A 22,203-nucleotide genomic window follows, 5' to 3' on the forward strand; every position below is an offset into this window, starting at 1 on the left:
GTGGGTTACGTGGGCGAGTCCCCGAAGAGCGACCGGCGAGACGGCGAGACGCGGTCGGCCGAGGCTGATTCGACCCCGGAGCACCCGCAGGAGGGCAGCACCTCCACCGTCCACCTCCGCGTCCGCGACTCGGACACCCGCACCACCTCCCTCCGCCTCCCCGCGGACACCCCCGAGGCCAGCGGCGCCCTCGCCGACCCCCGTCTCGCTCTGCGGAACCCGGACGCCCCCGGCGCCGAGACGGCGGACGTGGAGGTCGAGGAGGAAGAGGAGACCGTCGCGGAGCCGGAGGGTTCGGAGGAGGCCGCGACGGGGAAGGACGAGGAAGAGCCGCCGCCCGCCGCGCCCGGGGAGCTGAAGCTCGGGAAGGTCGAGCCGCCCGCCAGCGGGCCCGCCCCGACCATGACGCTGCGCGTGGGCCCGGCCGGCAAGGGTGCTGACGGTGCGTCGGACGCGGATGAGGACGCGGCTGTCGAGGCCGACGCGGAGTCGGAGGCGGAGGAGGGCGGCGATAGCACCGGGGCTGCGGCGGAGGTCGCCGAGGCCGCGGAGCCTGCGGAGACCGGGACGGCTGCGGATGCCGAGGTTCCGGCCGGGCCGGAGCCGACCGTGACGCTGCGGGTCGAGAAGTCCCGCCCGGAGCGGACCGTCATGCTGCGGCTGCCCAAGGACGTGCCCGCTGCCGACGCCGGGCCGAAGCCGACGGCCGCCAAGGCCGCACCGGACGCTGCGTCTGCCCCCGCCGCCAAGGCCGCACCGGAGGCCGCGTCTGCCCCCGCCGCCAAGGCCGCAGCGGAGGCCGCCCCCGCCGCCAAGGCTGCGCCGGACGCCGCGCCGAAGCCGGCGCCCGCCGCCGTTCCGGTGGCTGCTGTCGCGGCTCCCGCTGCTGCGCCGCTCGCCGAGCCCGTGGCGTTCGTGCCCGGGCCGGACAACACCATCGAGGCGATGGAGGTCCTGGCCGCGCTGAGTGCACGTCCGATGACGCCGCTGCGTCGGGCGATGCGTCGGGTGCTGATCTGGGGCGTGTTCGCGGTGGTGGTGCTCGGCGTGCTGGCCACCGCGCAGCTGCTGCGCCCGTTGCCCGCGCCGAAGGCCAAGCTCGGGGTCGCGGACTCCTTCACCTTCGCCGGCGACAAGCTCGACATCCCGTGGCCCGCCAAGGGCCAGGCCGCCGCCGAGGTGGTCGGGGTCGGCAGCCTCGGCGCCTCCGGGCAGGAGACCCCGGTCCCGATCGCCTCCGTCACCAAGGTGATGAACGCCTACCTGATCCTGCAGGCCCACCCGCTGAAGAAGGGTGAGACCGGCCCGACGATCACCGTCGACAAGCAGGCCGCGCAGGAGTCGGCCAACGCCGACGAGTCCAAGGTCACCCTGACCGAGGGTCAGCAGCTCACCCAGTACGAGGCACTGGAGATGCTGATGCTGCCGTCCGCGAACAACGTGGCCCGCCTGCTGGCGCGTTGGGACTCCGGCAGCGAGGACGCGTTCGTCAAGAAGATGAACGACACCGCGGCCCAGCTCGGCATGACCAACACGGTCTACGCCGACCCGGCCGGGTACAACAACGACACCAAGTCCACCGCGAAGGACCAGCTGAAGCTGGCCGAGCAGGTGATCAGGAACGACGTGTTCCGGCAGATCGTCGCCGAGCCCGACACCAAGTTCAACGGTCAGCGGATCTTCAACACCAACGCGCTGCTCGGCAAGAACGGCAACATCGGGGTGAAGACCGGCTCGTCCACCCCCGCCCAGTCCTGCCTGATGTGGGCGGCGGTCAAGGACATCGGCGGCGTCAAGCGGACCGTCCTCGGTGTGACGCTCGGTCAGCCCGCGACCAAGGACGAGCCCAGCCTGGTCCGCGCCGCGCAGCCGGTCAGCCAGCGGATCAACGTCGCCGCGCAGAACGCCCTCACCGGCCAGACCCTCGCCAAGCCGGGCGACGTGGTCGGCTACGTCGGCGACGGACTCGGCGGCAAGGTCCCGGTCGTCGCCGGGAAGGACCTCACGGTGGCCGGCTGGAACGGCATCACCGCCCACCTCACCCTCAACCCGATCGGCCGGATCGCCCACACCCTCCCCGCCGGCACCCAGATCGGCACCCTCTCCGCGGGCGACGGCGACGACCGCATCGAAATCCCGGTCACCCTCCAGTCCCCCCTCGCCCCGCCCTCCATCACCGCCCGCCTCCTCCGCCTCGCCTAGCCGAAACCCACGACGGCCCACACCCGCACCCCGACCGCCCGCCCGGCGCGAGGAGTGCGGTTGCGCCCGCCCCGCGACACCGGCCCGGCAGGGGCGTCCCGAAAGCCGGGCGTCGCCCCGGTGGCACCAAGCCGGGCGTCGCCCCCGCCGGAGGCGCCTTCGTCGTCACCCCCGCAGATGCCCCGCGGCAGCGGCACCCTCTCCCCGAAATCCGTTCGCCGCTCCGCCGGAGGCTCGCCTAGCGTGGGGCGGTTCGGTTCGGTGAGAGGGGCGGGGTCGTGCAGGGGTCGGTCGAGGGTGGGTTCGGGGCCGTCGCGGAGGTGTTCGCGCGGAACTTCGAGGAGTTCGCCGAGCTGGGGGCGGCGGTGACCGTGTTCCACGGCGGTCGCAAGGTCGTCGAGCTGTACGGCGGGGTCGCGGACGAGACCACGGGCCGCCCCTGGACGGTGGACACCGTGGTGCCGGTGTTCTCGTGCGCCAAGGGCGCGGTGAGCGTGGCCGCGCTGCTGCTGGCGCAGCGCGGGCTGCTGGACCTGGACGCCCCGGTCGCCACGTACTGGCCGGAGTTCGCGGCGGAGGGCAAGGCCGCGGTCACCACCCGGATGGTGCTGTCGCACCGGGCGGGCATCCCGGTGCTGGACCGGACCCCTGCGTTCGAGGAGATCGCCGCCTGGACCCCGGTGGTGCGGGCGGTCGAGGCACAGCGTCCGCTCTGGGAGCCTGGCACGGCGCACGAGTACCACGGGCACGTCTTCGGGTTCGTGGTCGGCGAGGTGGTCCGCCGGATCACCGGGCTGACGATCGGCCGGTTCCTCCGGACGGAGATCACCGAGGCGCTCGGCCTGCCGCTGTGGATCGGCCTGCCGGCGGAGGAACTGCCGCGGCTGGCGCCGCTCGCGGAGGCACCGGGCCGACCGCCGATGCCGGGCCCCGAGCACCTGCTGACCCGGATCGTCACCATGAACGGCGCGCTGGCCTTCCCGGGCCTGGACGAGCCGCACGGGTGGAACGACCCGGCGCTGCACGCGATGGAGCTCCCGGGGGCGGGCGCGGTGGCCTCGGCGACCGGCCTGGCGGGCCTCTACGCGGCGGCGGCGACCGGTCTGGACGGCGGGGCCCCGCTGCTGTCCGCGGAGACCCTCGGCGACGCCCTGCGCGAGCAGACGTCCGGCGCCGGCTTCCTGCGCTTCGACGCGGGCGCCCGCTGGGGCTCCGGCGTGCTGCTGGACTCCGGGTTCCGCCCGATGCTCGGCGCCCGGTCGTTCGGCAACGACGGCGCGGGCGGCCAGTTCGCCTTCGCCGACGACGCGCACGGCGTCGCGTTCGCGTACACCGCCAACCGCATGATCGGCCACGGCGACGCCCGGGCCGCCCGCCTCGTCGACGCCCTGCGCGGCTGCCTGTGACCGCGCCGTCCGTCCTGCCGGGCCTGGTCGACCTGGCTGCCACCGGGGCCTTCGGCGAGCTGCGGATGGACGCCTCGCTGCCGGAGCTGGTCCGGCTGCTGGGGCGGCCCTGGGACGGTGGCCGGGCCTCGAAGCAGCACCGCTGGCCGCACTACTTCGGCTGGGGCGACGCCGAGACGGAGTTCTGCCGCTGCCGGCGGCTGCGTTCGCTCTGCCTGCAGGTGTGGCGTTCGGAGCTGGAACTGCCGCTGCCCGGCGGCGGCGTGCGTCCGGTGGACGGGCGGGTCACCGAGTCGGCGCTGACGGCCGCTTTGACCGCGGCGGGCTGCCGGTGGGAGACGGTGGTCCACGGCTCGCTGACCGACCAGCGCACCCTGCGGGTGGCCCGGGGCACCTCCCGGGTGGACTTCGTCCTGGTCGACCGGGAGGCGTACGACGAGCCGGTGCTGGACGACTGGCTGCTGGCCAAGGCGGGGCTGTGGGAGCACCGCGAGCCGTTCCACGCGTGCGGCGAGGCGCCCTCGCCCGACGACGGGTGGGGTGCCTGACGGGTCACCAGGCGCCGCGTTCGGTGCGGGTGCCGAGGTAGCGGGCGACGGGGGGCTCCTCGGAGATGACGCGGCCGAGGACCAGGGCCAGGGTGATGGCGGTGAACAGCACGATCAGCCAGGACAGGCAGGTGAAGACCACGCCGTAGGGGCCGAACTGGTTCACCGAGGTGGTCATCGCGTGCGGCAGGTACACCTTGGAGGCGATGCCCAGGCCCACCTCGGCGATGCCGCACAGGGCGGCCCCGGGGAGCAGCGGGTACCAGCGGATGCGGGCCCCGAGCAGCAGGTGCTGGGTCCACCACCAGACGCCGGTGGAGGCCAGGAACTCCAGCGGGATGCCGAGCCACAGGCCCGCGCCGAAGCCGTGGCGCAGCGGGACCTGGATGACCAGGAAGACCAGCCAGCCGAGCAGCCACACCACCCAGCGCCAGAGGGCGAGTCGGGCACCGGTCTTGGGCATCTCCCAGGCGCGTTCGCAGACCCGTTGCAGGGCCCGGCTCAGCGCGGTCGCCGAGGCCAGCGTGACCAGCACGCCGATCGCGCCGAAGCTCTGCGACGCGGTGTCGTGCTGAGTGCTCATCAGCTGCTGGACCTGCTGCTGGGCCGGTCCGTGCAGGCCGAGCTGCTCGCGCAGCGAGCCGGTGATGCTGTGCTTGATGGTCGCGGGGGCGAAGATCGCGACCACGAACAGTGCGGGCAGGGCGCTGAGGAAGGCCTGGGCGGCGAGCCGGGTGGCGTTGTCGAGCAGGTTGACCCGGATCAGGTTGCTGAGGGCGCGGCCGACCAGCGGGATCCGCTCGGGAGCGCCCTTGGCCGACTCGGCGACCTTGGCGGCCCGTGCCCTGGCGCCGGACCACCGCTTGGGCTGCCGTCCGGGCTCCTCTGCGCGATGCAGTGACTCTGTCACGGCGAAACCTCCGGTGGCCGGCTACCTCCATGGTGACTCGGCCGCCGGAGGGTCGGGGGTGCCGCTACTTCTTCCGGGTGAGGCGCGCCACCCGGTCGGCGACGCCCCACGCGGTGACCCGCCAGAGCGCCTCGACGACGATGTTGCGGCTCATCTTGGAGGCGCCGTGCTCGCGCTCCACGAAGGTGATCGGCACCTCGGCGACCTTGAAGCCGGCCTTCACGGTGCGCCACGCCAGGTCGACCTGGAAGCAGTAGCCCTGCGAGGCGACCTGGTCCATGCCGAGGCCGAGCAGGGTCTCCTTGCGGAACGCCCGGTAGCCGCCGGTGACGTCGCGGATCGGCACGCCGAGCATCAGCCGGGAGTAGGTGGAGCCGCCCTTGGAGAGCAGCAGCCGCGACTTCGGCCAGTTCACCACCGCGCCGCCGGGCACCCAGCGGGAGCCCAGCACCAGGTCGGCCCCGTGCAGCGCGGTCAGCAGCCGGGGCAGTTCCTCCGGCTGGTGGGAGCCGTCGGCGTCCATCTCGACCAGCACGTCGTAGCCGTGCTCGATGCCCCACGTGAACCCGGCCAGGTAGGCCGCGCCGAGGCCCTCCTTGCCCTTGCGGTGCAGCACCCTGACGTGGTCGTCGTCGGCGGCCAGCTGGTCGGCGAGCTTGCCGGTGCCGTCCGGGCTGTTGTCGTCCGCGACCAGGACGTGGGCCTCGGGGACGGCGGCGCGGGCGCGCGAGACGATCGTCTCGACGTTCTCGGCCTCGTTGTAGGTCGGGATGATCACCAGGATCCTGCCCAGACCGGCGAACGGGGTCTCCGGGGTGGTGGTCACGGTGTGCCTTTCAGGTCAGTGGCTGCGGACCAGCAGGGAGACGGTCAGTCCGGTGACGCGCTCGGTCCGCGCGATCGTGAAGGTGGACTTGAAGGCGCTGGTCTGCTGCGGGGTGAAGCCCTGGTAGATGTCCGGGCCGCTGTCGACATTGATGAGCCACAGCCGCTGGTGGTTCCCGAACGCGGTCTGCGGGGTGGGGGTCTCGAGCGGGAACAGGTCGTCGCGCTCGATCGCGGTGCGGTAGACGAAGACCTGCGCCGGGGCGGACTTCGCGTCGCGCAGGTAGTAGTTGAGCGAGGGGCCGACCATCGCCCACCAGTAGTCGGCGGAGACCGCGACCATCGCGTCGCCCGGCTGGTGGCCGGCCAGTATCAGGTCGGCGGCGCCCTCGAAGTCGGTCACGTTGTGCGAGGCCGCGGTGCGCTGGACGTGCTGCCCGTCGCTGACCAGGTACCAGCAGCGCGCCGACAGGCCGGCCAGCAGTACCAGGGCCAGCCCGGCCGACATCAGCAGCCGGGTCCGGGCGGCCGCGCCCGGCGCCAGCCCACGGAAGGCCCGCACCAGCAGCCGGTGCACGGCGCCCACCCCGCCGCCCGCGGCCGTGACGCAGGCCGGGACGACGAACAGTAGGTACCGGTTGAGGAAGTACGAGGTCTCGCCCAGCGACATCTGGTAGACCGCCAGCACCGGCAGCGCCGCCAGCAGCACCGTGCCCAGCGCCGCCAGCCGGCGGCCGGGCAGCAGCACGGCGAGCAGCACCAGCACCGCCACCAGGTGGACCAGGCGCGGACTGGTGAACAGGTCCTCGGCGACGTGGCGCAGCGACCCGGCGTCCGGGTGCGGCAGCCAGCCGAGCTGGCGGCCGGTCTGCGACTGCCCGAGCCGCATCAGCGGGATCAGCACCGCGACGGCCAGCGCGGCGGTCAGCGGGAACTGCCACGCCAGCTTCCACCGCACCTGGCGGGCGGGGCGCTCGGCCGGGGCCGCGATGTCGCGCTGCTCCTGTTCCTGCCCCTGTCCCTGTTCCTGGGCTGGGTGGGCTTCCTGGGCTGCGGGGGCTTCCTGGGGTGCTTCGGCTTCCCGGGCTGCCTCGGCGCGGGTGGGGCCGAGGGCGTCGGGGCGCCAGATCGCCAGGGCGACCAGGGCGGCCTGCCCGGCCAGGCCGGCCAGCGAGACCAGGTGCGCCGCGCCCGCGATCGCGGTGACCGCGCCGAACGCCGTCCAGCGGGCGAGGGTCGGACGCTCCAGGGCGCGCAGCAGCAGCCAGGTCGCGGCGGCGGCCGCGCAGGTGACCAGGGCGTAGGCGCGGATCTCCTGGGCGTACCGGGAGACGATCGGGGTGACGGCGAACAGCAGGCCGGCGGCGAGACCGGCGGTGTCACTGCGGAACAGCTTGCGGGCGGCGAGCGCGGTGAACGCCGCGGCGCCCGCCATGGCCAGGGCGGAGAGCGAGCGCAGCGCGGTCGGCGAGTCGCCGAACAGGTCGATCCAGTAGTGCAGGACGAAGTAGTAGAAGCCGGAGCTGGCGTCCACGTTCTGCAGCATGTCGTACAGCTGCGAGGGGCTGCGCTCGGCCGCCACCCAGCTGGCGACCTCGTCACGCCACAGCTCGGGATTGCCGATCCTCCACAGGCCTGCCAGCAGGGTCACCACCGCGGGTATCGCCCACACCGCGCCCGTGCTCAGCAGACGGCGCTCGTGCACCGTGATCCCCCCGCCCTCGCCGACAGCCATTGGGTCAGGATAAGGGATCTTCGAACACCCGACTTCCCGGCCTCCACAAGGTCCGTTCGAGCCCGCCGGGCCCGCTGCCCCACCGACCGCCGCGCCGCCGTCCGTGACCTGACCTGGACGGCTGATCCCGAATCAGACGACCGCCCCGACGAACCGATCCGCTACCCTGTCTGAAGTCGGGAGCCGCGCCAGCGCCCTCCCGGTGCACTCCCGCCTCAGTAGCTCAGGGGATAGAGCACGGCTCTCCTAAAGCCGGTGTCGCAGGTTCGATTCCTGTCTGGGGCACAGCAACGGAACACAGCGAAGGCCCGGTTCAGCGGATGAGATCCCGCCGAACCGGGCCTTCGTGGTTCTCGGCCGCTGCCCCTTGCGTGCCCGGGCGAACCGGCATCCCCCGGGAGAGCTACCCGGATCGTCCGCGCTCGGGTGATTCGCTGCGGGGGCGGGATTCCTAGCGTTGTGGTCGGGGTCGCCGACGGGGTGGCCACTGTCCCGGGGAGGCCGTCATGGACGCCACGTCCGTCGAACACCGCAGTGCAACGACCGGACCGCCGGAGGGGGAGAACCGTCCGGGCAGGGGCCGTCTCGGGCGGTTCGTTCGCCACCCGCTGGGGTGGATGGTGACCGGGATGGTCGCCGTCGCCCTCGTCACCGGCGTGACCGCGGGTGCTCCGGGTCCGCTGCCGCTGGTGGGTGCGGCCGCCTCGGTGCTGGTGTACCGCGTGGTGATGCACCGTCTCGCCGGGCGGGAGACCCCGGAGATCGACCGTCGGGGCGCCCGGCGGGAGTTCCTGCTCGGCAGCGGCCTCGGCCTCGGCTTCGTGCTCGTCTCGGCCCTGTTGATCACGGCGTTCGGCGGCTACTCCTTCTCCTGGGCGGACGGCGACGCGCTGTCCCTGGTGACCTCCGCCGTCATCGTGGCGGGCGGGGCGGCGGTGGCGGAGGAGCTGATGTTCCGCGGGCTGGCCCTGCAAGCGCTGGAGCAGCGGTTCGGCAGCCGGGTGGGCCTGGTGGTGCCCGCACTGTTCTTCGGCCTGTCGCACCTGGCCAACCCGGGAGCCTCGCCGTGGAGCGCGCTGGCGATCGCCCTGGAGGCCGGTGGGCTGCTCGGAGCGGCCTTCCTGTGGCGGCGTAGCATCTGGTTCGTCGTGGGGCTGCACTTCGCCTGGAACGGCGCCGAGCAGTTGCTCGGCATCCCGGTCTCGGGCCACCCCGTCGAGGGCGTGCTGACCGCGAAGGTCGACGGCCCGGCACTGCTGAACGGCGGGGTCTTCGGCCTGGAGACCTCGATCGTGCCCGTCGTGATCGGCGTACTGCTCGCCGTCCCGATGCTGGTCCTCGCCCGGCGACGGGGCGGCCTGGTGTCCGGGCGCCGCGCCCGGCGATGACGCCCGGACCGGAGGAGTCGGACGTGGAGTTCGTCCCGCAGGCGGCCCGGAGGAACCCGTTCCTCCGGGCGCCGCGCGACCGGTGGGCGGGGCTGGGCACCGCCGCGCAGGACGGCGTCCTCGCGATGGCGGTCACCCTGCTGGCCTTCGTGCCCGCACTGGCGAACCTCGGCGCGCAGCTCGGTGACCTGCCGAAGCGGCCGGCCGACGCGCTGAGCATCGCCCTGACCCTCGCCCAGACCCTGCCGCTGGCCGTTCGCCGGCGGCGGCCGGCCGCCTGCCTCGCGGTGGTGGGCGCGGCGTTCGCCGCGCACCAGGCGCTGGGCTTTCCGACCACGCTCGGGAGCTGGGGGCTCTACCTGGCGCTGTACGCCGTCGGGGCCCACCAGGTCCGGTTCCGGCGCCCGTTGGCGGCCGCGGCGATTGCGGCCTACGGCGGGCTGGCCGTCACGCTGCACGGCCTCGGCTCGCCATTGGGCTTCGCGGACTTCGCGGCGTTCTCCCTGGGCCTCGCCCTGTTCTGGCAGATCGGACGTGCGATGCGCAGGCGGCGGGTGGAGGAGACCGAGCGGCGGCGGCTCGCGGCCGAGGTCGCCACGGCCACCGAACGGGCCAGGATCGCACGGGAGTTGCACGATGTGGTGACCCATCACGTGACGGCCATGGTGGTCCAGGCGGACGCCGCCCAGTTCGTCCTCCCCGCCGCGCCCGAGCGGGCCGCCGAGGCACTCGACGCGGTCAGTGACACCGGCCGCAGGGCGCTGACCGAGCTGCGCTCGCTGCTCGGCGTCCTGGAGGCGACCGGCGACCGGGCCCGCAGCGAGGCGGTCGGCGCCGACGGGGGGCCGACCCTGGGCCGGATCGTCGACCTGGTCGAACGCGCCCGGCTGTCGGGCCAGTCCGTCGACATCACCGAGCAGGGCACGCAGGCCCGACGGTCCGTGGACGTCGAGCTGGCCGCCTACCGGGTGGTCCAGGAGGCGCTCACCAACGCGATGAAGCACGCGGCCGGACAGCGCACCGCCGTCGTGGTCCGGCACGGCGCGGCGGACATCGGCATCGACGTGATCACCGAGGGCCCCGCAGGCCCTGCCGGACCCGCAGGCCCCGCCGGCTCCGCCGCGGCCGCGCTCCCCTCCGGGGGACGCGGACTGACCGGGCTGCGCGAACGGCTGCGCCTGGTCGGTGGTGAACTGGTCGCCGGTGCACGGCCCGACGGAGGTTTCCGGGTCAGCGCGACGATCCCGTCCGAACCCCTGCAGGAGTGACCCCATGAGCGAAGCGCCGCCGCCGATCCGGGTGCTCGTCTGCGACGACCAGGCCCTGGTACGCACCGGCTACGTCACCATCTTCGACGCCCAGCCCGACCTGGAGGTCGTCGGCGAGGCCGAGAACGGGCACGAGGCGGTGGAGGCCGCTCGGCGGCTGCGCCCCGACGTGGTCGTGATGGACATCCGGATGCCGCTGGTCGACGGCATCGAGGCCACCAGGCGGCTGGCCGGGCCCGACGCCGTCGAACCGCCGAAGGTGCTGGTGGTCACCACCTTCAACGTGGACGCCTACGTGTACGACGCGTTCAAGGCCGGTGCCAGCGGCTTCCTCCTCAAGGACGCCCGCCCGGCCGAGCTGGTGGCGGGCATCCGCACCGTCGCCCGCGGCGAGGCCCTGCTCGCCCCCTCCGTCACCCGCGAACTCATCGGGCACTTCGCCGAACGGCTGCGGCCGGCCGACACCGCCCAGCCGGCCAGGGACCTGGTCCGGGCGCTGACGCCGCGTGAGCACGAGGTGCTCCGGCTGATCGCCGAGGGCCTGTCGAACGCGGAGATCGCCGCCGCGCTGGTCATCGCGCCCGAGACGGTCAAGACCTACGTCTCACGGATCCTGGCCAAGCTCGGCCTGCGCGACCGGGTCCAGGCGGTGGTGCTCGCCTACCGGACCGGGCTGGTGACCGGGGCCCGCTGAGCCGTGGCCGCCAGGTCCGGTCGGCACCCCGTCGCGGGCGGGGTCACCACTGGGACCAGGGCACGGTCCAGCCGCTGAGGCCGTTGCCGGGGTCGAGGGGCTGCTTCTTGACGGAGTTCCGGATGATGACGACGTCGCCGACGAGGGAGGCGGCGTAGACCTTGCCGGCGGGGGAGTCGTCGTCGCCCTCCGGGGTGTCGGCCATCCCGATGCAGCCGTGGCTGATGTTGGCGTGGCCGGCGACGCCGCGGGCCTGCGGGTTGCCGTGGAGGTAGGTGCCGGTGCTGGTGAGGCGCATCGCGTGCGGCTCGACCGCGTCGTAGCCCTCGCCGACGAGGTTGGTCTGGCCCCGGGAGGTCATCTTCTCCATGCGGCTCTTGGCCGAGATGGTCATGGTGCCGTTCCAGGAGGGGTTGTCGTCGGTGCCGGCGACGATCGGGATGGTCTGGTCGGGCTTGCCGTCCTCCTTGACCACCATCTGGTGGGTGCGGGCGTCGACCTCGCTGATCCTGGAGCGGGCGACGGTGAAGTTCTCGTCGCGCTGGGTCGCGCCGTACACGCCCGGGGCGAGTTCCACGCTCCTGGTGCGCAGGTGGACCTTCACCTCGGTGCCCGGCTTCCAGTACGCGGCGGGGCGCAGGTCGAGCCGGGTGTCGTCGTCGAACCAGTGGCCCTTGACCTGGGTGCCGTCCGAGGCCTCGACGACGACGGCCTGCTCGGCTTCCTTCTTGTTCTTGACCTTCGTGCCGAAGTCGACCGAGATGATCATGCCGACGCCGAACTGCTTCCCGGTCACCACGTTGTCCTCGACCTTGACGGTCTTCTTGGGGGTGAGGGTGGTGAAGGTGCTGGTGGCGGTCGCGGTCACGCCGTCCGCGTCGGTGGCGGTGGCGTTCACGCGGTAGGTCGCGCCGACCGAGACGCCGCCCGCGGCCGGGACCCAGCTGAGGCCGTCCGCGGCGATCGCGCCCTCGACCGCCTTGCCGTCCTGGTCGGTGACGGTGACCGCGGTCAGCCTGCCGGTCGCCACCGAGACCTTGACCGCGCCCGGTGCCACGTCCTTCGCGCCGTCCCCGGGCTCGATCGACAGCACGGCCGCGGACGTCCTCGGCGAAGCGCTCTGCCCTGCGACGGCACCGGCACCGCCACCACCCCCACCCGCGCTCGCAGCACCGCCCCCGCCGCCACCCGTGCACGCGGCCAGCAGCAGGACCCCGCTCAACACCGCACCCGTCATCGATATCCGCCGCACGACGGACCCCCCTCCATCGGATCTTCCGGAAGGTACACGCACCAACGGGTCTGCGGGGTTTCAGTCGTGGGCCTCGAACAGTGTCACGAATCGGTACGGCGGGCGGGGTCAGCAGCAGTGGTCGGTCGGGAGTGGGGAGGCGGGGAGGTAAGGCTGGTCGGGGTCGACCCGTGGGGGTGCGCCGTGGGTGGGCGGGGTGTCGGCGTCGGCGAGGAGTTCGGCCCAGACGACCTTGCCGCCGGGGGAGACGGGGTAGTAGCCCCAGCGGGTGGAGAGTTCACCGACGATGTGCAGGCCGCGGCCGCCGGTGGCGTCGGGGGCGGCGCGGCGCGGGCGGGGCGGACGCGGGTCGTGGTCGCCGACCTGGACCAGCAGGGCGGGGCCGCACAGGGCGAGCGTCAGGGTGAAGCCGTCGCGGTCGTCGCGGTCGTCGCGGTCGGTGCGGTGGCGGATCGCGTTGGTCGCCAGCTCGGAGACCACCAGCCGTGCTGCGTCGGAGAGTTCCGCGTCGGCCCGCCAGCACTGCAGTACCTGCGCGGTGTGCCGGCGGGCGCCGGCGATCGCGTCCGGGGTGGTGTCGAGTGTCAACAGACTTAGCTGCGAGCGGTCTTGGGGCATCCCGGGGCCTCCCGACGTCTTCCGTACGGGTGCCCGCCGACGGCAGGAGAGGGCCCGCACCGACCAGCCTCCCTCCGGACGCCGACGGCCCGCCACGGCCGGAGGTCCCGTCGGGGACGGGCACTACGGGCCGGGCGGGCCGGTCGAAGGGTGGCGAAAGGGGGGCGGCAGAACGCGGCCGGGCAGCGGCTGAGCAGGTGTCAGCCGCGGCGCGGCTCCCAGCGCAGCAGGCGGCGGGAGAGCATCGCGGCGGCGGCCAGCCAGGCGGCGAGCAGCAGCAGCGACGGCCCGGCGGAGGCCCAGCCGTGCGGCAGGTCGAGCACCGGCAGCGGGCCGCCGCTCCAGCTCTCGCCGCCGAACTCGCGGCCGAACCAGGCGGTGCGCAGGCTCTCGATCACCGGCGAGAGCGGTAGCGCGTGGGCCGGGCCGCGCAGCCAGTCCGGCAGGGCGGTGAGCGGGGTGAAGACGCCCGCGCCGAACATGCACAGCACCAGGACCGGCGTGGCCACCAGCGGCGCCGACTCGGTCGACGGCGTCACCCCCGACAGCGCCACCGCCAGCACCGAGAACAGCAGGTAGCCGCCGAGCAGGGTGAGCAGCAGCAGCGCCGGGTCGGCGGGCAGCGGCGCGCCGAACCAGCCGACCGCGACCCCGCCCAGCACCAGCGCCTGGATCAGCACCACCACCGCGCCCGCGCCGAGCTGCCCGGCGAAGATCGCGCTCGGCGGCACCTCGGTTCCGCGCAGCCGCTTCAGCACCAGCTCCTCGCGGCGCGCCACCACGCTGTTCAGCAGGTTGACGAACGAGGTCACCAGCGCCAGTCCGAGCAGCCCGACCGCCACGTACCCGGCGGCGTTCACCCCGCCGATCCGCTTGTCCCGCAGCGGCGCGGCGATCACCAGGTTGAGCAGCACCGGCAGCAGGAAGCCGATGAAGGTGGAGCGCCGGTTGCGCCAGAACACCTTCCAGGACAGGCCGAACTGGCCCCTGGCGTACGTGGTCCAGGTCATCGCACAGCCCCTTCGGTGGTGGTGGGGTGGCCGGCCAGCTCCAGGAAGACGTCCTCCAGCGAGCCGGACCGGACCTCCAGGCCGTCCAGTTCGACGCCCCGGTCGGCGGCCCAGGCGTGCAGGGCGGCCAGCGCGGGCGCCGAGCGCGGCACCCGGTACTCGGCCCGGCCGTCGGCGAACACCGGTGTGGCGCCGAGCAGTTGCGGCAGCGCGGCGGGCGGGCAGCCGGGCGGCACGGGCAGCGCGATCAGGTCGCCCCGGCCGGACAGCACCTCGGCCACGGTGCCGGCGGCGGCGATCACGCCGCGGTCCATGATGGCCACCCGGTCGGCCAACTGCTGGGCCTCCTCCAGGTAGTGGGTGGTCAGCACCACCGTGGTGCCGGCCGCCCGCAGTTCCTTGACCAGCCGCCAGGTGGTGCGCCGCGCCTCCGGGTCCATGCCGGTGGTCGGCTCGTCCAGGAAGAGCAGTTCCGGGTCGTTCAGCACCGCCAGCGCCAGGTCGAGCCGGCGGCGCTCGCCGCCGGAGAGCTGCCCGACCCGGGTGCCCGCCTTCGGCTCCAGTGCGACCCGGGCCAGCACCTCCGCGGTGGGCCGGGCGCCGGTGGTGAAGGAGCGCCAGCAGTCGACCGTCTCACGGACCGTCAGCTCCTTGAAGAAGCCGCCCTCCTGGAGCATCGTCCCGGTCCGCCGGCGCACCCGGGCGCCCGCGGTGTACGGGTCCAGGCCGAACACCCGCACCGTGCCGGAGCTCGCCGGGTGGTAGCCCTCCAGGACCTCCAGCGTGGTGGTCTTGCCCGCGCCGTTGGTCCCGAGCAGGGCGAAGAGTTCGCCGCGGGCGATCGAGAAGGAGATGCCGCGCACCGCCTCGTAGTCGCCGTAACTGCGCCGCAGATCCACTACCTCCACGGCCGGGGAATTCTCGGAAAGAGGTGTCATGAATGCAGCGTGACGGCTCCCGGCGTGAATCGGCAAGTAGCGTATCGGTGCAGGTCAGAGTATGTGCAAAATGTCATGGCGGGTGGTGACATTTACCTGCTCGAACATCTGACATCTCGTACTGCCCGGCATTCCCCGGACCGGTCATAGTTGAGACATCGCCGGAGAGCGGAACCGGAGAAAGCCGGGAAACCGGAAAGCCGGGAATGCGAATACCGGGGACCAGATGCGGTGACCGACCCGAGAAGCGGGTCGGTGCCCTGACCGGAGGGAGATCCCCATGGCCGAGAACGAGATCAACAAGGACGAGCAGTTCGACATCGAGGTCGAGGAGCTGGACACCGTCAACGGCGGCGTCTCCGTCTCCTCGCTGCTCTCCGCCGCCTGCCCGGTGTCGAGCTTCAGCTCGATCTCGAACAGCGCCGCCGAGTAATTCGGGTCCTGTGCGGGGGTGGTCCGCTCCGGCGGCCCACCCCCGCACCCCTCCCGGTCGGCCCCGACCGGCCCACCAACCCCCGTAAGGAGAGCCGGGCATGGACAGCCTCCGGCACGAGCTGACGCGGTTCATCCAGCAGCCCGCCGCTCAGCAGGACCCACCCGCGCTCTACCGCAGGCTGCTGGCCGAGGCACCCGTCCTGGACCTCGGCCCGTTGTACGTGGTCTCCGGCTACCAGGAGATCCTCACCGTCCTGATGAACCCCGGCACCGCCGTCGACCCGACCAGTGTCGGACTGCCCCGGGCGGGCAACACCGCCCTGCTGAAGGTGGTCAACCGGATGCTGCCGATGCGCGACGGCGACGACCACGGCCGGCTCAAGCGGCTGGCCACCGCCGCGTTCAGCCACCGCCGCCTGGAGCAGATGCGCGAACGCATCGAGACCACCGCCGCCCGGCTGCTCGCCCCGCTGCTGGACTCCGGCTCCTTCGAACTGGTCGCCGACCTCGCGGTGCCGCTGCCGGTCGCGGTCTCCTGCGCCATCCTCGACATCCCGGACACCGAGCACGACCGGATCACCGGCTGGGCCTCGCTGGTCGCCCGCGCGCTGCTCGACCCCTTCGGGGAGGGCGAGCAGGCCGCCGAACTGGACGCCGAGTTCGCCGAGTTCCGCGCCTACGTCGAGGAGCTGTGCGCCGAGCGGGCCGCCCGCCCCGGCGACGACCTGATCAGCAGGCTGACCGTCGCGCGGGCCGACGGCCGGCTCGACACCGAGGAACTGCTCGCCTTCGTGGTGATGCTCTTCGCCAACGGGTTGGAGACCCTGACCTCCGGACTCGCCCTCGCCGCCTGGGAGTTGATCCGCACCCCCGGCCTCGCCGCGCGGCTGCGCGCCGAACCCGCGCTCGCCGAGGCGGTCTTCGACGAGGCCCAGCGCCTCGGCAGCCCCGTCCGGGCCAGCGCCCGCGCGCTGACCCGCGACGTCGACCTCGGGTCCGCCGTGCTGCCCGCCGGCAGCGTCGCCATGCTGCTCTACGCCGCCGCCAACCGCGACCCGCGGCGCTTCCCCGACCCCGACCGCTTCGACGCCGCCCGCGCCGAACGCCACCACCTCGCCTTCGGTCACGGCCCGCACCACTGCCTCGGCGCCCCGCTCTCCCTGCTGGCCGGCGCCGCCGTGCTGCGCGGCCTCGCCGACGCGGGCACCGAGAGGGTGCTGAGCACCCCGCTGACCGAGGCCACCGCCCGCCGCCACGAACAGTTCGCCTTCGGCGGCGTCCGCGAGCTGCCGGTGCACTGCCCGCTGCGCGCCGATGCCCTCGTGGAGGTGGCGGCATGAAGAAGGTGATGGCACGTCAGGACGCTGCGTGGGCGGCGGAGAGCAGCCGGGGGATCGCGGGCGGGGAGCCCGTCGCGGCTGTTGCTGTGGCCGGGTTCGAGCTGCCGGTGCGTTCGGCCCGCGCCCTCGTGGGGGTGGCGGCATGAGCACGGTGACGGAACCTCAGGGTGCTGCGCAGGTCGCGGGCGGGGAGCCCGTTGGCGAGCGCTCGCAGGCTGCGGTGGCAGCGGCTCGGGCTGCTGCCGTGTTGGAGCCCGGGCTGGACCAGCCGGTCCGGCTGGTCGGGGCCCGGCTGTGGATCGCCGGTGCGGCGTTGCTGCTCGCGGTCGGCGCGGGCGCCGGGTGGGCGGTGTGGGGGAGGCTCCCGCACGCCCTGACGGTGCAGGCGGTCGCCGCGCACGGGACCGCGCCGGTCCGGGTGGCCGCCGAACGGGCGGGCAGCCTGGCCGAGTTCAAGGTCGGTCCGGGGGAGCCGGTGGCCGCCGGACAGGTGGTCGCGGTGCTCGCCGCCGCCGACGGCCCGGTCGAGGTGACTTCGCCCCGGGCCGGCACGGTGAGCGCCCTGCTGGCCGCGCCCGGCACCCCACTCGCTCCCGGAGCGCCGCTGCTGGCCCTCGACCCGGCCGACGCCCCGGCCACCGTGCGGCTGCTCGCCGTGAGCCCGCAGGACGCGGCGAAGCTCCGCCCCGGCCTGCCGGTCCTGGTGCCGGTCCCCGGTGGGGGAGTCGTCCGGGCGGTGGTCGACGCGGTCGAACCGCTGCCGGTCCGCGCCGACGCGCTGGACGGCACCCTGCCCGTCCCGCTGCCCGGCCTGCCGACCGGCGCCGCCCCGGTCTGGGTCGCGTACGCCACGCTGCCCGCCGGCGTCACGCTGCAGGGCCCGATCGCGCTCCAGGTCCGGGTCGACCTCGGCAGCCGGCACCCGTACCAGGCGGTCCTCGGCACGGAGGCCAAGCGATGAGGCCGAGCCGGCTCCGCACCCTGGAACCCCAGGCCGAGTCCCCCGAACGCACCTCGCCCCCCGCCGCCGACCCTTCGACCCCCGACTCGCCGCCCGCCGACCAGCCCGCTGCCGACCCGTCGACCCCTGACCCGTCGACCCCTGACTCGCCGCCCGCCGACCAGCCCGCCGCCGACCCGCGGACCGCCGCCCGGAAGGCGACGGCCAAGCCGCGCAGGTACCTTCGGACGCCCGTCGTCCCACAGATGGAGGAGCAGGACTGCGGCGCCGCCTGCCTGGCGATCGTGCTGGGCGCGTTCGGGCGGCGGGTGACGCTGCACGAGGCGTCGCGGGCCTGCGGGGTGAGCCGGGACGGCGTCAGCGCCGCCGCGGTGGCGCGGGCCGCGGGCCGGTACGGACTGAAGGCGCGCGGGCGCCGGGTGGTGCGCACCGAGGGACGGCTGGCCGGCCTGGAACACGTGCCGGTGCCGTCGATGGTGCTGGTGACCGGACCGCACTTCGCCGTGTTCGAAGGCGTCAAGCGTGGCCGGGTGTACGTCAACGACCCGTCGCTGGGCGGCTATTCGGCCACCCCGGCGGAGTTCTGGGAGTCCTTCGCGGGCATCGCGGTCGGCTTCGAGCCCGGCCCGGACTTCGAGCGCGGCGGCCGCCGCTTCCCGCTGCTGAACGCGCTGACCGCCCGGATGCGCCCGTACGCCGGGCCGCTGCTCGCGGCGGTGCTGGTCGGCATGCTGCTGACGGTGCCGGGCGTGGCGGCGGCGTTCCTGCTGCGGGCCTACCTGGCGGCGGTGGTGAACGGCGGCGCCGGGAACTGGGCGGTGCCGCTGACGCTGGCCGGAGCGGCCGTCACCGGGCTCGTGCTGGGCGGCAGTTGGCTGCGCCAGGCGATGGTGAACCGGGTGCTGGAGGCGATGGCGGCCCGGTCGTCCTCGGCCTTCCTGTGGCGGATGCTGCGGCTGCCCGGCGCGTTCTTCCACCGCCGGCAGCTCGGCGGACTGGTCACCCGGGTGCAGCTGAACGACGGCCTCGCCCACCTGCTCTCCTACCGGGTGGCCGGCGCGGCCTCCTCGCTGGCCGCGGCCGGGGTGCACCTGGCCGCGCTGGTGTGGCTGGCGCCGAAACTGGCCGCGATCCCGGTGGCGGTCGCCGCGCTGGACGCGTGGGCGCTGCGGGTCGCCGACCGGCGGCGCGGCGGGCTGCTGCACCGGCTGCACGCCGAGCAGCACAAGCGCGACGGCGTCGCCTTCGCCGGGGTGTCGGCGATCGAGACGGTCAAGGCGGAGGGCGCCGAGGACGCGCTGTTCCGGTCCTGGTCCGGCTGGCAGGCCCGGGCCGCGCACACCGGCCAGCGGGTCGCCCAGGCGGTGCTGGTGCCGCTGTCGCTGCCCGGCGCGCTCAACTCGGCCGCCGCCGCGGCCGCGGTGATCGCCGGCACGGTGCTGCTGCTGGCCGGCTCGCTGTCCCTCGGCACTCTGCTGGCCTTCCTGCTGCTGCTCAACGGCTTCCTCCTGCCGGTCTCCCAACTGGTAGGCACCGGCGCCGAGTTCACCGTCGCCCGGGCGCAGAACGCGCTGCTGGAGGACGTCGAGACCAGCAAGGTCGACCCGTACCTGACGCCCGTGCTGGACGCGCCCGCCGGCGCCGACCGGCTGCGCGGCGAACTGGAGCTGCGCGGGCTGGAGTTCGGCTACGACCCGAACCGTCCGCCGGCGCTGGCCGGGATCTCGCTGCGGATCGCCCCCGGCGAGTGGGTCGCCGTGGTCGGCTCCAGCGGCAGCGGCAAGTCGACGCTGGCCCGGCTGGCGGCCGGGGTGCTGCGGCCGTGGAGCGGCGAGGTGCTGCTCGACGACCGGGCCCGGGACGACTGGCACCGGTCCGTGGTGACCAGTCAGATCGCTTACGTGGAGCAGCAGTTGCGGCTCTTCGAGGGCACCTTCCGGGAGAACCTGACGCTCTGGAACCCGGCCGCGGACGAGGACGCGCTGCACCGGGCGCTGGCCGACGCGGAGGCCGCCGAGCTGGTCCGCCGCCGCGGCGGGCTGGACGCGGCGGTCGACGAGGACGCCCGCAACCTCTCCGGCGGCGAGCGCCAACGCCTCGAGCTGGCCCGCGCCCTCGCCCTCGACCCCGCGCTGCTCGTCCTGGACGAGGCCACCAGCGCGCTCGACGCCCACACCGAGGCCGCCGTCACCGCCAACCTCCGCCGCCGCGGCGTCACCTGCCTGATCCTGGCCCACCGGCTCAGCACCATCCAGGCCGCGGACCGGGTGGTGGTCCTCACCGACGGCCGGATCGTCCAGCAGGGCACGCCGGCGGAACTCGCCGCCCAGGACGGCCCCTACCGCGACCTGCTGCACGAGACGGACCCGGGGACCGGGAACGCCGCGCAGCCCACCACGACCGCTCCGGAGGAGGAGGCATGAGCGTCACCACGACCGCCGCCCGTCCGGGCGGGTCCCAGAGCACCGCGGGGGACATCGAGTGCGGCCCGGCGAACCGGGTCGACGCCACCGTGGCGGCCAACCGCACCGCGCTCGCGGATGCGCTGGCCACGATCGGCACCGCGCACGCCCGGCAGCACCCCTCCTCGCGCCCCGGCGGCCCGCCGGATGCGCCGCGCCACCGCGCGGACCGGGCGCGGGAGGTGCTGCGGGCGCTCGGCGTCCGACTGCCCCAGGAGCTGCCGGCCGCGGTGCGGGAGGCCGCCGACCCGGTGACGGCGCTGCTGCGCCGGGCCGGGATGCGCTGGCGGCCCGTCACCCTGCCGGCGGGCAGGGACGGCGGCGGCGACCCGAGCGGGACGGCCGGGCCGATGGTGGCCTTCGCCGCCTCGGACGGTCGGCCGATCGCCCTGATCCCCCGGGCCGGGCGGCACCGCCGGCTCGACCCGGGTGCCGAAGGGGCCGCCGCCCCCGAGGTGTTGAGCCGCCAGGCGCTGCTGCTGTACCCGCCGCTGCCACCGGGGCGCCCGACCCCGGGAGTCCTGCTGCGCTTCGCCCTCGCCGCGCCCGGTGCCCGCCGGGACCTGGCGGTGCTCAGCGCGGCCGGACTCGTGTCGGCACTGCTCGGCCTGCTCGTCCCGCTGTCCACCGGAGTGCTGCTGCCCGGCCTGCTGCTGGCCGAGAAGCACCCGGTGCGCTGGCTGGCCGTGCTGCTGGGCTCCGCGGTGGCCGCGTCCTGGCTGCTCACGCTGGTCCGCAACACCGCGGCCGTCCGGCTCACCAGCCGGGTGCAGCACGCGCTCGAACCCGCCGTCTGGGACCGGCTGCTGGCCCAGGACGTGCGGTTCTTCCGCGACTACACCACGGGTGACCTGGTGCACCGGGCGAACGCGGTGGCACTGGCCCGGCAGGCGCTCTCGGAGGTGCTGGTGGGTGCCGTGCTCGGCGCGGTGTTCGCCTGCACGGGCCTGACCGTGCTGCTGCTGGTGGACTGGCGGCTCGGCGGGCTGCTGCTGCTCGCCGTGCTGGCGGTGACGGCCGGGCTGCTGCTGCTCGGCCGTCGCCGCCAGGAGCACGAGTCGGCGGTGTTCGCCGCCCACGGACAGCTCCAAGGAGTGCTGTACGGGCTGCTGCTGGGCATCGACAAGATCCAGACCGCGGGCCGCGAGATCCAGGCCTTCGCTCGCTGGGCCGGCCCGTTCGCCGCGCAGAAGCGGGCGGACGCCGCCGCGATGCGGGTGGACGCGGCCGCCGGGGCGCTGAGCGCCGCGCTGCAGCCGCTGCTGCTGGCCGTGCTGCTGGCCGGGGCGACCTTCGGCTCCGGCACCCAGGCCGGCCACCTGATGGCCGCCGGGGTGGCGGCCGGCCAGGTCGCCCTGGCACTCGGCCAGGTCACCCACGCCGCGGCCGGCGCGTACGGCATCGCCCCGGTGCTGGAACGGCTGCGCCCGGTGCTGGCCGAACCGGCCGCCGCCGAGCGCACCGGACAGCAGGACCCCGGCCGGCTGCGCGGCCGGCTCGCCCTGGACGAGGTGGTGTTCCGCTACCCGGGCAGCGCGCTGCCGGCCCTGGACGGGGTGTCGCTGCGGGCCGAGCCCGGCGAGTTCGTCGCCGTGGTCGGGCCGTCCGGCGCGGGGAAGTCCACCCTGATCCGGCTGCTGCTCGGCTTCGAGCGGCCGGAGTCCGGCGCGATCCGCTACGACGACCGCGACCTGGCCGGACTCGACCCGGACCTGGTGCGCCGTCAACTCGGCTCGGTGCTCCAGCACGGCCGGATGCTGCGCGGCTCGCTGCTGGAGAACCTGGCCGGCGCCGACCCCGACGTCACCGAGCAGCGGATCTGGCACGCCGCCGAACTCGCCGGCATCGCCGACGAGTTGCGCGCCCTGCCGATGGGCCTGGGCACCCGGGTCGGGGAGGACGCGCAGGGCTTCTCCGGCGGCCAGGTGCAGCGGCTGCTGCTGGCCCGGGCGCTGGTCCGCGACCCGGCGGTGCTGCTGCTCGACGAGGCCACCTCCGCGCTCGACAACGCCACCCAGCACCGGGTCGCCGAGGCCGTGGCCGCCCTCGACCGCACCCGGCTGGTGATCGCCCACCGACTGAGCACCATCCGCACCGCCGACCGGATCTACGTGCTGGACGGGGGACGGGTGTCCGCCTCGGGCACCTACCGCGAACTCCTCGGCACCGACCCGCTGTTCACCCGCCTCGCCCGATTCCAGGAGATGTGAG

19 protein-coding genes and 1 tRNA gene are annotated in these 22,203 nt (G+C 74.4%); 13 read left to right on the forward strand and 7 right to left on the reverse strand.

The annotated features are described in order from the left end of the window. Window positions 1-9: 9 nt before the first annotated feature. From ACWD4U_RS08470 to ACWD4U_RS08480, 3 genes are all read left to right on the forward strand, one after another. Window positions 10-2,202 carry a serine hydrolase gene (locus tag ACWD4U_RS08470; protein WP_363455199.1) on the forward strand — a complete coding sequence of 731 codons (2,193 nt, stop codon included), beginning with the start codon at window positions 10-12 and terminating at the stop codon, window positions 2,200-2,202. 278 nt (window positions 2,203-2,480) lie between these two features. Next, window positions 2,481-3,608, forward strand: a complete 1,128-nt coding sequence (locus tag ACWD4U_RS08475) for a serine hydrolase domain-containing protein (protein ID WP_363455196.1) — start codon at window positions 2,481-2,483, stop codon at window positions 3,606-3,608. Then, window positions 3,605-4,156, forward strand: a complete 552-nt coding sequence (locus tag ACWD4U_RS08480; RefSeq protein WP_363455193.1) for a hypothetical protein — start codon at window positions 3,605-3,607, stop codon at window positions 4,154-4,156. Before ACWD4U_RS08475 ends, ACWD4U_RS08480 begins: the two co-directional genes overlap by 4 nt. A 4-nt stretch (window positions 4,157-4,160) precedes the next feature. Here the strand turns inward: ACWD4U_RS08480 and ACWD4U_RS08485 are convergent, their stop codons facing one another. From ACWD4U_RS08485 to ACWD4U_RS08495, 3 genes are all read right to left on the reverse strand, one after another. Continuing rightward, entirely contained in the window at window positions 4,161-5,066 is a 906-nt protein-coding gene (locus ACWD4U_RS08485; protein WP_363455190.1) for a YhjD/YihY/BrkB family envelope integrity protein, read from the reverse strand. Window positions 5,067-5,130: 64 nt separating this feature from the next. Further along, window positions 5,131-5,892: a polyprenol monophosphomannose synthase gene (locus ACWD4U_RS08490; RefSeq protein ID WP_363455187.1), complete on the reverse strand. Its 762-nt coding sequence runs from the start codon at window positions 5,890-5,892 to the stop codon at window positions 5,131-5,133. Between the two features lie 15 nt (window positions 5,893-5,907). After that, window positions 5,908-7,626, reverse strand: coding sequence for a glycosyltransferase family 39 protein (locus tag ACWD4U_RS08495; RefSeq protein ID WP_363455184.1), 1,719 nt, complete (start codon window positions 7,624-7,626; stop codon window positions 5,908-5,910). Between the two features lie 212 nt (window positions 7,627-7,838). On the opposite strand from ACWD4U_RS08495, the gene ACWD4U_RS08500 reads away from it, so the two are divergent. The 4 genes from ACWD4U_RS08500 to ACWD4U_RS08515 all read left to right on the forward strand — a co-directional run bounded on the left by ACWD4U_RS08500 (window position 7,839) and on the right by ACWD4U_RS08515 (window position 10,976). Continuing rightward, window positions 7,839-7,911, forward strand: a tRNA-Arg gene (locus ACWD4U_RS08500). Between the two features lie 344 nt (window positions 7,912-8,255). Continuing rightward, window positions 8,256-9,014 carry a CPBP family intramembrane glutamic endopeptidase gene (locus ACWD4U_RS08505; RefSeq protein ID WP_363455182.1) on the forward strand — a complete coding sequence of 253 codons (759 nt, stop codon included), beginning with the start codon at window positions 8,256-8,258 and terminating at the stop codon, window positions 9,012-9,014. A 23-nt stretch (window positions 9,015-9,037) separates the two neighbouring features. Further along, window positions 9,038-10,282: a histidine kinase gene (locus tag ACWD4U_RS08510; protein ID WP_363455179.1), complete on the forward strand. Its 1,245-nt coding sequence runs from the start codon at window positions 9,038-9,040 to the stop codon at window positions 10,280-10,282. A 4-nt stretch (window positions 10,283-10,286) separates the two neighbouring features. Next, complete coding sequence (locus ACWD4U_RS08515) at window positions 10,287-10,976, forward strand: response regulator transcription factor (protein ID WP_363455176.1); 690 nt, start codon at window positions 10,287-10,289, stop codon at window positions 10,974-10,976. A gap of 43 nt (window positions 10,977-11,019) precedes the next feature. Here the strand turns inward: ACWD4U_RS08515 and ACWD4U_RS08520 are convergent, their stop codons facing one another. The 4 genes from ACWD4U_RS08520 to ACWD4U_RS08535 form a co-directional block, all read right to left on the reverse strand. Next, window positions 11,020-12,069, reverse strand: a complete 1,050-nt coding sequence (locus ACWD4U_RS08520) for a L,D-transpeptidase (protein ID WP_363455173.1) — start codon at window positions 12,067-12,069, stop codon at window positions 11,020-11,022. Between the two features lie 267 nt (window positions 12,070-12,336). Beyond that, window positions 12,337-12,816: an ATP-binding protein gene (locus ACWD4U_RS08525; RefSeq protein WP_363455170.1), complete on the reverse strand. Its 480-nt coding sequence runs from the start codon at window positions 12,814-12,816 to the stop codon at window positions 12,337-12,339. Window positions 12,817-13,046: 230 nt separating this feature from the next. Beyond that, window positions 13,047-13,856 carry an ABC transporter permease gene (locus ACWD4U_RS08530; protein ID WP_363455168.1) on the reverse strand — a complete coding sequence of 270 codons (810 nt, stop codon included), beginning with the start codon at window positions 13,854-13,856 and terminating at the stop codon, window positions 13,047-13,049. Next, window positions 13,853-14,794 carry an ABC transporter ATP-binding protein gene (locus ACWD4U_RS08535; RefSeq protein ID WP_363455165.1) on the reverse strand — a complete coding sequence of 314 codons (942 nt, stop codon included), beginning with the start codon at window positions 14,792-14,794 and terminating at the stop codon, window positions 13,853-13,855. The genes ACWD4U_RS08530 and ACWD4U_RS08535 overlap by 4 nt, the downstream gene beginning before the upstream one ends. 280 nt (window positions 14,795-15,074) lie before the next feature. On the opposite strand from ACWD4U_RS08535, the gene ACWD4U_RS08540 reads away from it, so the two are divergent. From ACWD4U_RS08540 to ACWD4U_RS08565, 6 genes are all read left to right on the forward strand, one after another. Then, complete coding sequence (locus tag ACWD4U_RS08540) at window positions 15,075-15,227, forward strand: hypothetical protein (RefSeq protein ID WP_363455162.1); 153 nt, start codon at window positions 15,075-15,077, stop codon at window positions 15,225-15,227. 100 nt (window positions 15,228-15,327) lie between these two features. Continuing rightward, window positions 15,328-16,569, forward strand: coding sequence for a cytochrome P450 (locus ACWD4U_RS08545; protein WP_363455159.1), 1,242 nt, complete (start codon window positions 15,328-15,330; stop codon window positions 16,567-16,569). Beyond that, window positions 16,566-16,715, forward strand: a complete 150-nt coding sequence (locus ACWD4U_RS08550) for a hypothetical protein (protein WP_363455156.1) — start codon at window positions 16,566-16,568, stop codon at window positions 16,713-16,715. The genes ACWD4U_RS08545 and ACWD4U_RS08550 overlap by 4 nt, the downstream gene beginning before the upstream one ends. A 98-nt stretch (window positions 16,716-16,813) precedes the next feature. Further along, window positions 16,814-17,530, forward strand: a complete 717-nt coding sequence (locus ACWD4U_RS08555; RefSeq protein WP_363455153.1) for an HlyD family efflux transporter periplasmic adaptor subunit — start codon at window positions 16,814-16,816, stop codon at window positions 17,528-17,530. Continuing rightward, entirely contained in the window at window positions 17,527-19,953 is a 2,427-nt protein-coding gene (locus ACWD4U_RS08560) for an ATP-binding cassette domain-containing protein (RefSeq protein WP_363455150.1), read from the forward strand. Before ACWD4U_RS08555 ends, ACWD4U_RS08560 begins: the two co-directional genes overlap by 4 nt. Further along, entirely contained in the window at window positions 19,950-22,202 is a 2,253-nt protein-coding gene (locus ACWD4U_RS08565; RefSeq protein ID WP_363455147.1) for an ATP-binding cassette domain-containing protein, read from the forward strand. The genes ACWD4U_RS08560 and ACWD4U_RS08565 overlap by 4 nt, the downstream gene beginning before the upstream one ends. Window position 22,203: the final 1 nt, after the last annotated feature.

This window comes from Kitasatospora sp. NPDC002522, from assembly GCF_053595195.1.